General features: G+C 67.5%; 15 protein-coding genes. 11 read left to right on the top strand and 4 right to left on the bottom strand.

What is annotated here, in order from left to right; all coding sequences use genetic code 11:
- The first annotated feature begins 31 nt into the window (after window positions 1-31).
- The 5 genes from ripA (at window position 32) to AC5Y4F_RS12970 (ending at window position 5,510) form a co-directional block, all read left to right on the top strand.
- Entirely contained in the window at window positions 32-1,480 is a 1,449-nt protein-coding gene (ripA, locus tag AC5Y4F_RS12990; RefSeq protein ID WP_499997145.1) for an NlpC/P60 family peptidoglycan endopeptidase RipA, read from the top strand.
- A gap of 25 nt (window positions 1,481-1,505) precedes the next feature.
- The gene (gene ripB, locus AC5Y4F_RS12985; RefSeq protein WP_067934962.1) at window positions 1,506-2,240 is read left to right on the top strand and encodes an NlpC/P60 family peptidoglycan endopeptidase RipB; all 735 of its coding nucleotides are present in this window, start codon (window positions 1,506-1,508) and stop codon (window positions 2,238-2,240) included.
- A gap of 170 nt (window positions 2,241-2,410) precedes the next feature.
- Entirely contained in the window at window positions 2,411-3,541 is a 1,131-nt protein-coding gene (moxR1, locus tag AC5Y4F_RS12980; RefSeq protein WP_067934960.1) for a chaperone MoxR1, read from the top strand.
- A 53-nt stretch (window positions 3,542-3,594) separates the two neighbouring features.
- Window positions 3,595-4,506, top strand: a complete 912-nt coding sequence (locus AC5Y4F_RS12975) for a DUF58 domain-containing protein (protein WP_067934984.1) — start codon at window positions 3,595-3,597, stop codon at window positions 4,504-4,506.
- Complete coding sequence (locus AC5Y4F_RS12970) at window positions 4,503-5,510, top strand: VWA domain-containing protein (RefSeq protein WP_499997138.1); 1,008 nt, start codon at window positions 4,503-4,505, stop codon at window positions 5,508-5,510. The genes AC5Y4F_RS12975 and AC5Y4F_RS12970 overlap by 4 nt, the downstream gene beginning before the upstream one ends.
- 24 nt (window positions 5,511-5,534) lie before the next feature.
- On the opposite strand, the gene AC5Y4F_RS12965 is transcribed toward AC5Y4F_RS12970, so the two are convergent.
- Window positions 5,535-7,085, bottom strand: a complete 1,551-nt coding sequence (locus AC5Y4F_RS12965) for a hypothetical protein (protein ID WP_067934957.1) — start codon at window positions 7,083-7,085, stop codon at window positions 5,535-5,537.
- Window positions 7,086-7,218: 133 nt separating this feature from the next.
- Between AC5Y4F_RS12965 and fabG1 the strand changes: the two genes are divergently transcribed.
- From fabG1 to AC5Y4F_RS12950, 3 genes are read left to right on the top strand one after another with little or no spacing between them, the layout of a single operon-like run.
- Complete coding sequence (gene fabG1, locus AC5Y4F_RS12960; RefSeq protein WP_156750066.1) at window positions 7,219-7,977, top strand: 3-oxoacyl-ACP reductase FabG1; 759 nt, start codon at window positions 7,219-7,221, stop codon at window positions 7,975-7,977.
- 34 nt (window positions 7,978-8,011) lie between these two features.
- Complete coding sequence (inhA, locus tag AC5Y4F_RS12955) at window positions 8,012-8,821, top strand: NADH-dependent enoyl-ACP reductase InhA (protein ID WP_067934953.1); 810 nt, start codon at window positions 8,012-8,014, stop codon at window positions 8,819-8,821.
- A gap of 6 nt (window positions 8,822-8,827) precedes the next feature.
- The gene (locus tag AC5Y4F_RS12950) at window positions 8,828-9,874 is read left to right on the top strand and encodes a ferrochelatase (protein ID WP_499997133.1); all 1,047 of its coding nucleotides are present in this window, start codon (window positions 8,828-8,830) and stop codon (window positions 9,872-9,874) included.
- Window positions 9,875-9,884: 10 nt separating this feature from the next.
- Here the strand turns inward: AC5Y4F_RS12950 and AC5Y4F_RS12945 are convergent, their stop codons facing one another.
- Complete coding sequence (locus AC5Y4F_RS12945) at window positions 9,885-10,829, bottom strand: Rv1486c family protein (RefSeq protein WP_499997131.1); 945 nt, start codon at window positions 10,827-10,829, stop codon at window positions 9,885-9,887.
- Window positions 10,830-10,886: 57 nt separating this feature from the next.
- Between AC5Y4F_RS12945 and AC5Y4F_RS12940 the strand changes: the two genes are divergently transcribed.
- From AC5Y4F_RS12940 to AC5Y4F_RS12930, 3 genes are read left to right on the top strand one after another with little or no spacing between them, the layout of a single operon-like run.
- On the top strand, window positions 10,887-11,324 hold the full coding sequence (locus AC5Y4F_RS12940; RefSeq protein ID WP_067934950.1) for an NfeD family protein: 438 nt from the start codon (window positions 10,887-10,889) through the stop codon (window positions 11,322-11,324).
- Between the two features lie 44 nt (window positions 11,325-11,368).
- Entirely contained in the window at window positions 11,369-12,502 is a 1,134-nt protein-coding gene (locus AC5Y4F_RS12935; RefSeq protein WP_067934948.1) for an SPFH domain-containing protein, read from the top strand.
- A 9-nt stretch (window positions 12,503-12,511) separates the two neighbouring features.
- Window positions 12,512-12,868, top strand: coding sequence for a DoxX family protein (locus tag AC5Y4F_RS12930; protein WP_067934946.1), 357 nt, complete (start codon window positions 12,512-12,514; stop codon window positions 12,866-12,868).
- Here the strand turns inward: AC5Y4F_RS12930 and AC5Y4F_RS12925 are convergent.
- Both AC5Y4F_RS12925 and AC5Y4F_RS12920 read right to left on the bottom strand, forming a co-directional pair.
- Window positions 12,865-13,347 (bottom strand): nitroreductase family deazaflavin-dependent oxidoreductase, encoded by a 483-nt coding sequence (locus tag AC5Y4F_RS12925; RefSeq protein ID WP_067934982.1) that lies wholly within the window; start codon window positions 13,345-13,347, stop codon window positions 12,865-12,867. The two genes, AC5Y4F_RS12930 and AC5Y4F_RS12925, sit on opposite strands and share 4 nt — an antisense overlap.
- An 85-nt stretch (window positions 13,348-13,432) precedes the next feature.
- Window positions 13,433-14,200, bottom strand: coding sequence for a TVP38/TMEM64 family protein (locus AC5Y4F_RS12920; protein WP_499997128.1), 768 nt, complete (start codon window positions 14,198-14,200; stop codon window positions 13,433-13,435).
- Between the last annotated feature and the right edge of the window lie 176 nt (window positions 14,201-14,376).

The following is a 14,376-nucleotide window of genomic DNA, read 5'->3' as shown; positions in this document are numbered from 1 at the left end:
GTCGTGTTGAGCCGTAGGAGACCTGAGTCGAATGAGACGCACACGCTGCGGGTCTCCTGCGCGACCGGCCGCGAGGCTGCTGCGGCCCGTCGTCCCCTCGGTGTTGAGCCTGGCCCTGCTGATGGCGACGCCCGGCCTCGCGGAAGCCGATCCCACCGCCGACAACCTGGCCGCACTCATCGCCGACGTCGCCAAAGCCAACCAGCGGCTGCAGACCCTGAGCGCCGAGATTCAGACCGAACAAGAAAGCGTCAACAAGGCTTTAGTCGACGTCGAGACCGCGCGGGATAACGCCGCCACCGCCCAACACGACTTGGAGACCAGCCAGCAGTCGGTCAAAGACGCCAACGTCGCCATCGCCGGGGCGCAGCACCGCTTCGACACGTTCGCGGCGGCCACCTATATGAATGGTCCGTCGAACAGCTACCTGACCGCGAGCAGCCCCGACGACATCATCGCCACCGAAGCCGCCGTCAAGAACCTGACCACGAGCTCGCAGACCGTGATGGCCAAGCTGCAGCAGGCCCGCGCCGAAAAGCTGAACAAGGAGTCGGCGGCGCGGCTGGCCAAGCAGAACGCCGACAAGGCCGCCGCCGACGCCAAGGCCAGCCAGGACGCCGCCGTGGCGGCGCTGACCAACTCCAAGCAGAAGTTCGACCAGCAACGCGAAGACATCATTCGCCTTGCCGCCGAACGAGATCGGGCTCAGGTCAAGCTCGAGGCGGCCAAGCGCGAGGCCGCACGTCTTTGGTCCGCAGGTGCCGGCGGGCCCGGCGCGCCCGCGTCGGGTGACCGGTGGGAGACCGGATCGCCGGGCGCCCCGGCGCCGTCGGGCGGGGGGCGTCAGTGGGACGGCGCCTGGGATCCCACGCTGCCGATGATTCCGAGCGCCAACGTTCCCGGCGACCCGATCGCGGTGATCAACCAGGTCCTCGGCATCTCGGCCACCTCGACTCAGGTCACCGCCGGTCTGGGCCGCAACTTCCTGCAGCAGTTGGGCATCCTCAAGCCCGATGACACCGGCATCACCAACGCGGCGCCCGGCGGGGTGGGGGGGCGCATTCCCCGGGTCTACGGGCGGCAGGCCACCGAATACGTAATTCGGCGCGGCATGTCACAGATCGGCGTGCCCTACTCATGGGGCGGCGGCAACGCGGCCGGCCCGAGTAATGGCATCGACTCCGGCGCGGGCATCACCGGCTTCGACTGTTCGGGTCTGGTGCTGTATTCGTTCGCCGGCGTGGGCATCAAGCTGCCGCACTACTCGGGCTCGCAGTACAACCTGGGCCGCAAGATCCCATCCTCCCAGATGCGTCGCGGCGACGTGATCTTCTACGGCCCCGGCGGCAGCCAGCACGTGACGATCTACCTCGGCGACGGCCAGATGCTCGAGGCCCCCGATATCGGGTTGAAGGTCCGTGTCGCCCCGGTGCGCACCAGCGGCATGACGCCCTACGTGGTCCGATACATCGAGTGGTGATCGAGTGAGTGCTGTACGAGAAGCCATGCGCCGCAATCGGTTTCGCCTCATCAACTTGGCCTGGATCACCGCGGTGGTGACCGGGCTGATGTGTTCTCCCGTCCCGCCGGCTCCGCTTGCCGGGGCCGACCCCGGCGAATGGGACCCCACCCTGCCCGCTCAGATCAGTGCCGGCGCGCCCGGCGACCCGCTCGCCGTCGCCAACGCCTCGCTGCAGGCCACCGCCCAGGCCACCCAGACCACGATGAACCTGGGAAAACAATTCCTGAGCGGTCTCGGGATCAACCTCGGTGGCGATCCGCCCGCTGCGGCGAGCTCTCCCAGCAATCCGGGCGGCAAGATTCCGCGGGCGAACGGCCGGCAGGCCATCGAGTACGTGATCCGCCGGATGGGCTCCCAGATGGGAGTGCCGTATTCCTGGGGCGGTGGTTCGCTGGAAGGACCGAGCAAGGGCGTCGGCGACGGCGCCAACATCACCGGCTTCGACTGCTCGGGCCTGATGCGGTACGGGTTCGCCGGCGTCGGCGTGTTGATCCCACGGTTCTCCGGTGACCAATACAACGCCGGGCGCCACATCCCGCCCGATCAGGCCAGGCGCGGCGACCTGATCTTCTACGGCCCGAACGGCAGCCAGCACGTCACCATGTACCTCGGCAACGGTCAGATGCTGGAGGCGTCCGGCAGCGCCGGGAAGGTTACGGTCAGCCCGGTGCGTAAACCCGGCATGACCCCCTTCCTGACCAGGATCATCGAGTACTGACCGCGAGTACGATTCGGCGGGCGGGTCCCCGGGCCGGGTGTACCAGCGTCGACGGAATTCGGTGGGCCTGGAATAGTTGGACGCGGGCGCGTCGCTGCCCTACGACATCCGTCGTGCCAGCAGTCGTGTCCGATGAGCTTTGTCGGTTGAGCGGTGGAAGGTAGCAGTTCATGACAGCAGCAGGTGGGCCGCCGCCAGGCGCCAGCGGTTACTCGGGCCCGGTCGGGCAATCCGGCCCGGCTCATGAAGGGCCGCCGGGCGGCGGCAATGGACTGGCCGCCGAGGTGCAGACCCTGGAGCGGGCCATCTTCGAGGTCAAACGCATCATCGTCGGCCAGGACCAGCTCGTGGAGCGCATGCTGGTCGGCCTGCTGTCCAAGGGGCACGTGTTGCTCGAGGGTGTCCCCGGCGTTGCCAAGACGCTGGCCGTCGAGACCTTCGCCAAGGTCGTCGGGGGGACATTCGCGCGGATCCAGTTCACGCCCGACCTGGTGCCCACCGACATCATCGGTACCCGGATCTACCGGCAGGGCAAGGAAGAGTTCGACACCGAACTCGGCCCGGTGGTGGTCAACTTCCTGCTCGCCGACGAGATCAACCGCGCGCCCGCCAAGGTGCAGTCGGCGCTGCTGGAGGTCATGCAGGAACGCCACGTGTCGATCGGCGGCAAGACCTTCCCGTTGCCCAACCCGTTCCTGGTGATGGCGACCCAGAACCCGATCGAGCACGAGGGCGTCTACCCGCTGCCCGAGGCCCAACGGGACCGCTTCCTGTTCAAGATCAACGTCGGCTACCCCTCGCCGGAGGAGGAGCGGGAGATCATCTACCGGATGGGCGTGCGCCCACCGGAGCCCAAGCAGATCCTGAACACCGGCGACCTGTTGCGGCTGCAGGAGATCGCCGCGAACGTCTTCGTCCATCACGCACTGGTGGACTACGTCGTGCGCGTGGTGACCGCCACCCGCCATCCCGAACAGCTCGGCATGAACGACGTCAAGACCTGGATCTCGTTCGGTGCGTCGCCACGCGCCTCACTGGGCATCATCGCCGCGTCCCGGTCGCTGGCGCTGGTTCGCGGGCGCGACTATGTGATCCCGCAAGACGTCGTGGATGTCATTCCCGACGTGCTGCGCCACCGGTTGGTGCTCACCTACGACGCGCTTGCCGACGAGATCTCACCGGAGATCGTCATCAACCGGGTGCTGCAGACGGTGGCCCTGCCTCAGGTGAATGCCGTTCCGCAGCAAGGCCATTCGGTGCCCCCGGTGATGCAGCCCGCCGGCGCGGCCAGCGCTCGGTGACCGACGCCAGATCCGCCGCGGGCGGGCCCGCGGCGCCTGTTCATCCGCCATCGATGCATCGCGGCAACATCGACGACCCGAAGCTGTCGGCGGCGCTGCGCACCCTCGAACTCACGGTCAAACGCAAGCTCGACGGCGTCTTGCACGGCGACCACCTCGGCCTGATCCCGGGCCCGGGCTCGGAGCCGGGCGAGTCGCGCGAGTACCAGCCCGGCGACGACGTCCGCCGCATGGACTGGGCTGTCACCGCGCGCACCACGCACCCGCACGTGCGGCAGATGATCGCCGACCGGGAGCTGGAAACGTGGCTGGTGGTCGACATGTCGGCCAGCCTGGACTTCGGTACCACCGTGTGCGAAAAGCGGGACCTGGCCGTCGCGGCCGCGGCCGCCATCACCTTTCTCAACAGCGGCGGCGGCAATCGGCTCGGCGCGATAGTGTCCACCGGCGCCAACATCACCCGGGTGCCCGCGCGCTCCGGGCGCCAGCACGAGCAGACGCTGCTGCGCACCATCGCCACCACTCCGCGCGCACCGGTCGGGGTACGCGGCGATTTGGCGACGGCGATCGACGCGTTGCGCCGTCCGGAACGCCGCCGCGGCATGGCGGTGATCATCAGCGATTTCCTCGGGCCGATCAACTGGATGCGGCCGCTGCGGGCCATCGCAGCCCGGCATGAGGTGCTGGCCATCGAGGTGCTCGACCCCCGCGACGTCGAGCTGCCCGACATCGGCGACGTCGTGCTGCAGGACGCCGAGTCCGGCGTCACCCGCGAATTCACCATCGACGCCCAGTTGCGCGACGATTTCGCCAAGGCCGCCGCGGCCCACCGCGCCGACGTCGCGCGCACGATCCGCAGCTGCGGGGCCCCGATACTTTCGCTGCGCACCGACCGCGACTGGATTGCCGACATCGTGCGGTTTGTCGAATCCCGGCGTCGCGGCGCATTGGCAGGGCGGCAGTGACGCTGCCGCTACTCGGCCCAATGTCGTTGTCGGGCTTTGAACATTCGTGGTTCTTCCTGTTCCTGCTTGTCGTCTTCGGGCTGGCCGCGTTCTACATCCTGATGCAGTTGGCGAGGCAGCGGCGCATGCTGCGGTTCGCCAACATGGAGCTGCTGGAAAGCGTCGCCCCCAAGAGGCCACCCAAGTGGCGGCACCTGCCGGCGATTCTGCTCATCGCCTCGCTGGTGCTGTTCACCATCGCGATGGCGGGTCCGACGAACGACGTCCGGATTCCCCGCAACCGTGCGGTGGTGATGCTGGTCATCGACGTCTCCCAGTCCATGCGAGCCACGGACGTCCAGCCCAATCGCATGGCGGCCGCGCAGGAGGCCGCGAAACAGTTCGCCGACGAACTGACCCCGGGCATCAACCTCGGGCTGATCGCCTACGCGGGAACCGCGACGGTGTTGGTGTCACCGACGACCAACCGGGAATCGACGAAGACCGCGCTGGACAAGCTTCAGTTCGCCGACCGCACCGCCACCGGGGAGGGCATCTTCACCGCTCTGCAGGCCATCGCGACGGTCGGCGCCGTGATCGGCGGCGGCGAAAAACCGCCCCCGGCGCGCATCGTGTTGTTCTCCGACGGCAAAGAGACGATGCCAACCAACCCGGACAACCCGAAGGGCGCCTTCACCGCGGCGCGCACTGCCAAGGACCAGGGCGTGCCGATCTCGACCATCTCGTTCGGCACTCCGTACGGCTTCGTCGAGATCAACGACCAGCGCCAGCCGGTGCCCGTCGACGACGAGACGCTGAAGAAGGTCGCCCAGCTGTCGGGTGGGAACGCCTACAGCGCAGCGTCATTGCAGGAACTGAAGGCCGTGTATGCGACGCTGCAGCAGCAGATCGGCTACGAGACCATCAAGGGCGATGCCAGCGTGGGCTGGGTACGGCTGGGTGCGCTGGTGTTGGCGCTGGCGGCGCTGGCGGCGCTGCTGATCAACCGGCGCCTTCCGACCTGACGTTCGACAGCTCGCAGGGAACCGTCAGCCGGCCGCGATGATCGCCGAGGCCGGGTAGGACGCCGGGATTGGGTTGAGATTCGACACCACCGGGGTGCCCGGTGACACCGGGTCGACGCGGCTGAGTGTGAAGCGTGCCCCGGCCGCAATCTCTTGCGGGGTGCAGATGAACTGTGGGGTCGCCTGAAGCCGCCAGCGGTCCTGTGCCAGGCAGGCGCGCTGTCCCTCGCGGGTGACGGCGTCGAGGAGCGCGAGCGCGTCGGCCCAGGATTCGTCGGTGCGTGTTTCCAGCACGATCGGCTTGCCGCGGGCATGCGCGGCCAGGTAGTCCAGCGCGATGGGCACCCCCGTCAGCTCGTCCTGGTCTCGGCGCAAGGCGTCCGTGGTGAGCGCGAACACCACCCCGACCGCCAGGCTTCCCGCGGCGGTGCCGGCCGCCAGGCGGGGGCCTACCGGCTCCGGCCGCGACACCGCCAGCACGATCAGGGCCGACGAGCCCAAGATGAGCAAAGCCAGGGGCAACGCGTAGGAGAAGACGCCTATATACGACTGCCACAGATGGTCCACGCCGTACCAGCAGTAGAAAGCGAAGAGCGCGGTGGCCAAGGCGGTGACCCGGAGCAGATGGCGGGAAAATTCGTGCACCGCGCCGTCAACACCGGCGGGTGCCAGCCGGCGGACCAGCGCCAGATCCGCGGCGAACAACACCACCAGGAACACCGCGCCGAGGGTGGGCCCGGGACCCCAGAACTGCGCGAGAAACCGTGCGGCCGCGACCGGTGGGTTCGGCGCGCGATGGCCGTAGGCCAGGTACTGCGGAATCTCGCCCGGCCAGTGCAGGGCCACGTTGAGCACCATCGGGAGCAGAAACAACGTGAAAACCCCTGAAGCGATCAGCAATTCGCGGCGGTGCGTGAGCAGCCGGCGCCGCTGGGGCAGGAGTGCCGCCAGCGCGATCAAGGGCACCAGAAGCAGGAATTCCGCGTGGCCGTGGACCAGCAAGCCGCCCGCGAGCACCATGATCCACAGGTGGCGCAGCCGTCCGGCAGCCACCGACGCGACCGCGAAAACGTAGAGCAAAAAGGGGGCGAAGCAGACGTGGGGCATCCAGGTGGAGCAAACCAGCTGCGGATGTGCGGCGAGGAAGATCAGGGTGATGCCGGCCGCCGCCAGTAGCGCCGCCACCGAACGCACCCACGTGTACACGATGGTCAGCGCCAGTGCGGTCAGCGCCGCGTTCAGTGCCATGATCGCGATCGCCTGCCCGTTATAGGCCGCCGGAACGACGTGAGTCAGATCGTGCAGCAACCATTCGCCGCCGGCCTGCACGTAGAAGAAAGCCGGGCCGGGATGGTGGAAGCCGACCCTGGAGTAATGCCCGGTCAGCAGGGTGAAATGCTTGGCCTGCAAAGTGAGGATTGAGTTGGCCGCGGGATCTCCGGCCTCGTAGACAGCATGGGCGAACAGCCCGCGGTTGCGCACCAGCAGCAGGACGAGCAATCCGCCCCAGCAGAGCGCGAAGAGCGCCAAGGTGCGGGAGTTGAGCCGTACGAGGCGGGTCAGGGCAGCGGCCATGAGGCTCAAATCCTAGGTGAGCCAAGCGAGGCTTTGCGCGGTGGCGGCGCTGCTGGGTGGATTGACGTTGCACTCGCGCTGAGCCGATTGCAGCCCTGGCCGGCCGAGGCGATAAGTTGGCCGGGTGACTGACATGGCCACCGAACAAGCCACCGAACCCGCCGCCAACGGCGGCAAACCGCCATTCGTATCCCGTTCGGTCCTGGTCACCGGCGGAAACCGGGGCATCGGGCTGGCGATCGCACAGCGGCTGGCCGCCGACGGCCACAAGGTGGCGATCACGCACCGCGGGTCCGGAGCGCCCGAGGGACTGTTCGGCGTCGAATGTGACGTCACCGACAACGACGCCGTCGACCGCGCCTTCAAAGAAGTCGAGGAGCACCAGGGTTCGGTGGAAGTGCTGGTGTCCAACGCCGGGGTCTCCGCGGACGCGTTCCTGATCCGGATGACCGAGGAGAGGTTCGAGAAGGTCATCAACGCCAACCTCACCGGAGCGTTCCGCGTCGCCCAGCGCGCCTCGCGCAGCATGCAGAAAAAGCGGTTCGGCCGGATGATCTTCGTGGGCTCGGTCTCCGGCAGCTGGGGCATCGGTAACCAGTCCAACTACGCGGCTTCCAAGGCCGGGCTGATCGGTATGGCCCGCTCGATCTCTCGCGAGCTGTCCAAGGCGAACGTGACCGCGAACGTGGTGGCCCCCGGCTACATCGACACGGAGATGACCCGCGCGCTGGATGAGCGGATTCAGGCCGGCGCGCTGGAATTCATTCCCGCGAAGCGGGTAGGCACCGCCGCGGAGGTCGCCGGGGTGGTCAGCTTCCTGGCATCGGAGGACGCCAGTTACATCGCCGGCGCCGTCATCCCGGTCGATGGCGGCATGGGCATGGGCCACTGAGTAACGACACGATCTTCAACCAGTAAGGACGGACATGGCAGGACTGCTCGACGGCAAACGGATTCTGGTCTCCGGGATCATCACCGATTCGTCGATCGCGTTTCACATCGCCAAGGCGGCCCAGGAGGCGGGAGCGCAGTTGGTGCTGACCGGGTTCGACCGGTTGCGCCTGATTCAGCGCATCGCCGACCGGCTGCCGGAGCACGCGCCGTTGATCGAACTCGACGTGCAGAACGAAGAGCACCTGAACTCGCTCGCCGAGCGGGTGACGTCCGAGATCGGCGAGGGCAACAAGCTCGACGGTGTGGTGCACTCGATCGGATTCATGCCGCAGACGGGAATGGGCATCAACCCGTTCTTCGATGCCCCGTACGAGGATGTCTCCAAAGGCATTCACATCTCGGCGTATTCGTACGCCTCGCTAGCCAAGGCCACGCTGCCGATCATGAACGCCGGGGGCTCCATCGTGGGCATGGACTTCGACCCCAGTCGGGCGATGCCGGCCTACAACTGGATGACGGTGGCCAAGAGCGCGCTGGAATCGGTCAACCGATTCGTGGCACGCGAGGCGGGCAAATTCGGTGTGCGCTCCAATCTCGTTGCCGCGGGCCCCATCCGGACGCTGGCCATGAGCGCGATCGTCGGCGGTGCGCTGGGCGAAGAGGCCGGCGCGCAGATGCAGCTGCTCGAGGAGGGCTGGGACCAGCGCGCCCCGATCGGCTGGAACATGAAGGACCCGACGCCGGTGGCGAAGACGGTGTGCGCGTTGCTCTCGGACTGGCTGCCGGCGACAACTGGGACGATCATCTACGCCGACGGTGGCGCAAGCACCCAATTATTGTAAACGGCAATGGAATTCGATGCCGTCCTGCTGCTGTCCTTCGGTGGGCCGCAGGGCCCTGAGCAGGTCCGGCCGTTTCTGGAGAACGTTACCCGGGGCCGCAACGTGCCGCCGGAACGTCTCGACCGCGTCGCCGAGCACTATTTGCATTTCGGCGGCGTGTCGCCGATCAACCGAATCAACTTGGCGCTGATCGACCAGTTGCGCGCCGAGCTCGCAGACCGAGGCCTGAAACTGCCGGTCTATTTCGGCAACCGCAACTGGGAGCCTTACGTCGAAGACACCGTTGTTACGATGCGGGACAACGGCATTCGTCGGGCTGCGGTATTCACCACATCGGCGTGGAGTGGCTATTCCAGCTGCACGCAATACGTCGAGGACATCGCTCGGGCACGTGCGGCTGCCGGGCCGGATGCACCCGAATTGGTCAAGCTGCGGCCGTATTTCGACCACCCGCGGTTCGTGCAGATCTTCGCCGACGCCATCGGTGCGGCCTCGGGCGCGTTGAGAGCCGAGCAACAGGCCGGCGCGCGCTTGGTGTTCACCGCGCATTCCATCCCGGTGGCCGCCGACGACCGCCTGGGCCCCCGGCTTTACAGTCGCCAAGTCGCCTACGCCGCAAGCCTTGTCGCGACCGCTGCCGGCTACGCCGAGTACGACCTGGCGTGGCAGTCGCGGTCCGGTCCGCCGCAGGTTCCGTGGCTGGAGCCCGACGTCGCCGACCACCTGGCCGATCTGGCGCAGGCCGGCACCAAGGCCGTCATTGTCTGTCCCATCGGATTCGTGGCCGATCACATCGAGGTGGTGTGGGACCTCGACAACGAGTTATCGGCGCAGGCGGAGGCGGCGGGCGTCGCGATGGTGCGGGCTTCGACACCCAACGCCCATCCGCGTTTCGCGCAACTGGCGGCGGACCTGATCGACGAAGTGCGGTACGGCCGGACCCCCGAAAGGGTGGCCGGGCCGGAGCCGGTGCCGGGTTGCCTGGCCAGCGTTAACGGCGCTCCGTGCCGCCCGCCGCACTGCGCGGCCGCCACTAGCCCTTCGATCGAATAGCCCCGGCGAATCAGTCGCCCCAGGCCGAATGCAGGATCGCGGTCACCGCCGCCATCCGCGCCGAACGCACCACGGCGTTCAGCGGCCGCAGCGCATTACTGGCGATGCGGGCCGCCGAGGATGATTGCGTTCCCGTCGGTTCCAGACCGGCGGCCACGGGCGCGGTGAAACGGTCCGGAGAGTCGGATCGACTCAGCCCCGCGCTAACCGCGATGATGGCGTCGACGTGCGCGGCGTTCTCCAGCACCCGCAGCGCGCGCGTCGGCGCGTGGTCGGGAATGCGGTGTTGGCGTGAGGATTCCAGAAGTTGCTCGACCAGTCCGCGTGGGTCGTCGACGTCGGCGGCCGCGGCTCCGAGCCCGATGGCACCCAGGGCGTCGGCCGCCGAGCGCACGGCCGACCGCAACGTGTACTCGGCGTCGCCGAGTTCATAGTGGTGCTGCACCGGTGCGCCGGGCAGCGAGTACACCGTCCACGTCAGCGCGCACAGTTCCGCCAGCCGCGTCTCGTAGTCCTCGTGCGCGTCCTCGTCGTCTTCGTAGGAGAACTCGGGCACCAGGCCCACTGCGGTACCGGGGTTGCGGGGATTGGCGATGATGACCGCCTCGCCGGCGGCCAGGGCGTCTTGCTCGAACTGCGTTCCGGCGGCCAGTCCGCGCACGTCGCCGGGTACCGGCAAAACTACGTTGATCGTCGGGCGCATCGGGCCGGAGCCGCCGGACGGTGTGGTCGGCCGCCCGACCGCGGCGCGCAATGTCTGCAGCAGCGTGACCGTTCCGGCGTCGTGCACGTCGGGCCAGGGCAGCCCGGTGTGGCCCGCGGCAACGGCATCATACGCGGTCACCGATTGCTTTGGCGCCCAAACGGATAACGCGTCCAGGACGTCGTCGGGCGCGGCCTTTCCGGCGAGCCAGGCATTGGCCCACAGGGACAGCGAGACACTGGGACACCACACGATCACGCAGTGTAGTTGTTTTGCCCGGCGAAGGCGGATCACGCGTATTCTTGCCGCATGCCCGCGGCGGTGCTTTGGCTAATATTCGCGCTGATGCTGATCGGTGCGGAGGCGCTCACCGGCCATTTGTTTCTGGTGATGCTCGGAGGGGGCGCACTGGCCGCTGCGCTAACCAGTTGGGTGACCGACTTTCCGGTGTGGGCCGACGGGGCGGTGTTCTTTATCGTTTCGGTGCTGCTGCTAGTGCTCGTTCGCCCGCCGCTGAAGCGGCGGCTGACGCCGGCCGCGGCGCCGCGCCTGGGAATCGAGGCGCTGCAGGGCAAAACCGCGCTCGTACTCAAACGGGTCGCGCGCGATGCGGGCCAGGTCAAGCTCGACGGCCAGGTGTGGTCGGCGCGCCCGCTCAACGAGGGCGACGTCTACGAACCCGGCGAGCCGGTCACCGTGCTGCAGATCGACGGCGCTACCGCAGTCGTCTTCAAGAGCAGCCCGTAGCGGCGAGACGAAGCTGCCAGGGACTGGTAAGGAAAGGAAATCCGATGCAAGGTGCGGTTGCTGGTTTGGTGCTGCTGGCCGTCTTGGTGATCTTCGCGATAGTCGTGGTCGCCAAGTCCGTGGCGCTGATACCTCAGGCAGAAGCGGCGGTGATCGAACGGTTGGGACGATACAGCCGTACCGTCAGCGGACAACTGACGTTGTTGGTGCCGTTCATCGATCGGGTTCGGGCGCGGGTGGATCTGCGTGAGCGGGTGGTGTCCTTTCCGCCGCAGCCGGTGATCACCGAGGACAACTTGACGCTCAACATCGACACCGTGGTGTACTTCCAGGTCACCGTTCCCCAGGCGGCCGTCTACGAGATCAGCAACTACATCGTCGGCGTCGAGCAACTCACCACCACCACGCTGCGCAACGTCGTCGGTGGCATGACGCTCGAGCAGACGCTGACGTCGCGCGACCAGATCAACGGGCAATTGCGCGGCGTACTCGACGAAGCGACCGGTCGCTGGGGGTTGCGGGTTGCCCGCGTGGAATTGCGCAGCATCGATCCGCCTCCATCGATTCAGGCGTCGATGGAAAAGCAGATGAAGGCCGACCGCGAGAAGCGGGCGATGATCCTGACCGCCGAGGGTATGCGCGAGGCCGCGATCAAGGAGGCCGAAGGCCAGAAGCAGGCGCAGATCCTGGCCGCCGAGGGTGCCAAGCAGGCCGCGATCCTGGGCGCCGAGGCCGACCGGCAGTCGCGGATGCTGCGCGCACAGGGTGAACGCGCCGCGGCGTACCTGCAGGCGCAAGGCCAGGCCAAGGCGATCGAGAAGACGTTCGCGGCGATCAAGGCCGGCCGGCCGACACCCGAAATGCTGGCCTACCAATATCTGCAGACCTTGCCGGAGATGGCCCGCGGCGACGCCAACAAGGTGTGGGTGGTGCCCAGTGACTTCAGCGCGGCGTTGCAGGGATTCACCAAGCTGTTGGGAGCCCCGGGCCAGGACGGCGTGTTCCGCTTCCAGCCATCGCCCGTCGATGACGCGCCCAAGCACAGCGCCGACGATGACGCCGAGGTCGCCGACTGGTTCTCGACCGAAACCGACCCCGCGATCGCCCAGGCGGTGGCCAAGGCGGAGGCGATCGCCCGCCAGCCCGCGGAAGGCCCGGCGGGGGAGCTGACTCCCTAGGAGTGCGGAATGAGTGTGTTGACGTCCCCGAAGACCTACACGGCGCTCGGCGTTTTCCACGCCGCCGACGCGGTAGCCTGCGGCGTCCAGGTGGCGCCCATCAAGAAGGTCCTGGACGATGTGGGCGTCCCGGAGAACATCCGACCGGTGTTGCCGGTGGTCAAGGCGGCCGCCGCGGTCGGATTGCTGTCGGTCAACCGTTTTCCCGCTCTGGCGCGGCTGACGACCGCGATGCTGACGTTGTACTTCGTGCTGGCGGTAGGCGCGCATGTCCGGGTTCGCGACAAAGTCGTCAACGGCCTTCCGGCCGCGCTGTTTTTGGCGCTGGTCGCGGCGATGACGATCAAGGGACCGGACCAGAACTAGTCCAGGCGCAATTCAACCAGCGGCAGCGGAACATCGCTGTCGGTGATCGGGGCGCCGAGTGTGCCTTCCAGCACCGGGCGCATCCGCTCCCACGCTTTCGGGTGACGGGTTCGGTAGGCGGCCAGAATGCGATCCGCCTCCGAGGTGGTCAGCACTCGCGCGGTCGCGGTTTCGGGCGCCTTGCTGCCGGCGTAGACGCGCACCCGGGGATTGGCTTCGATGTTGCGGAACCACTGGGCTTTTCGGCCGAAGCCCGAGGCGACGACGTAGATATCGGGCCGGGAGTGGTCGATGACCTCCAGCGCCGCATAGCGCGACAATCCCGACTTGCGGCCGGTGTGCTCGAGCAGCAGGATGCGCGAACCGAACAGCGCGCCCGCGCGGGCTTTGTAGATCCAGATCGGTGCGCGCACGAGGCGGCGCGAGCGCAGCAGTCGTCCGGCGACCTTGGTGGGAAACGACGATCGATCTCGTGACACCTTCTTATCCTGCACGCGGGATGTGCGGCAGCTGAGCGCGGTGCCGCCGCCGTCACGATTCACCGCCGCTCGGGCGAAGGCGTGATCAACCGACGGTGGCCGGCTCCGGGGAAGGCTTCTCGTCGAGGGGACGGTGCGCCCGGCGGTGGTGCCTGCGGAAGTGCCGGATCTCGATGATCAGCCCCGTCAGGCCCAGAGCGCTGGTGACCGCCGACACCAGATACAGCAGCGCGCTGATGTGACCGGCGAGCGCATCGCCGAGAACCACCACGGCTGTGGTGCCGGGCAGCAACCCGACCAGAGTGGCTACCGCGTAAGGCAGCACCCGCACGCTCGATGCCCCCGCGGTGTAGTTGAGCGCCGAGAACGGCACCGCGGGAATCAGCCGCAGCGACAAGATGGCCAGCCAGCCGCGTTGTCGCAGGCGCTGTTCCACGGTGTCGATCGATCGGTGGCGCACCAACCGGTTAAGCCGCCACCCGAGTGCGCGCACCAGCAGCATCGCGATCATCGCGCTCGCGGTGCTGGCGGCCACCGCGATGGTGACACCCAGCAGAGGGCCGAACAGCAGTCCGGCCGCCAGCGTGAACGCCGTACGCGGGATGGGCACCACCGTCACAACGATGTGGGCGACCAGGAACGCCAGTGGAAACCACGGTCCGACGGACTGCGCCCAGTCACGCATCTGCACGGGCGAAGGCAGCGGCAGCCACGATGCCAGCACCACCAGCGCTGTGATGCCCACCACTGTCCAGGCGATCCGCGACCGGGACACGCCTCGCGCGGCGGAGCCGATGGCGCAGCCGACATCGCGGAGCGTTTCGGTGATTTTGCTGGTGGCGGAACCCGTCACGCCTTCCTAGGGTACGGGGCACAGATGAATAAGCGGTTTCCCCCGGGTGGTGTTTCACCGGAAATCGGGAACGCTTTCTGCACCTGGCGGTTTTAGCGACGAGCGGTCATCAATTAGCCTCAGTAGCTAAGTGGTATCCCCGGAGTTGTAGCCCAAATGCTGGGAAAAGGGAGCAA

The organism is Mycobacterium sp. NGS56, from assembly GCF_059812425.1.
The sequence above is the reverse complement of the archived record's forward strand: the minus strand, read 5'-3'. Positions and strand labels throughout refer to the sequence as shown.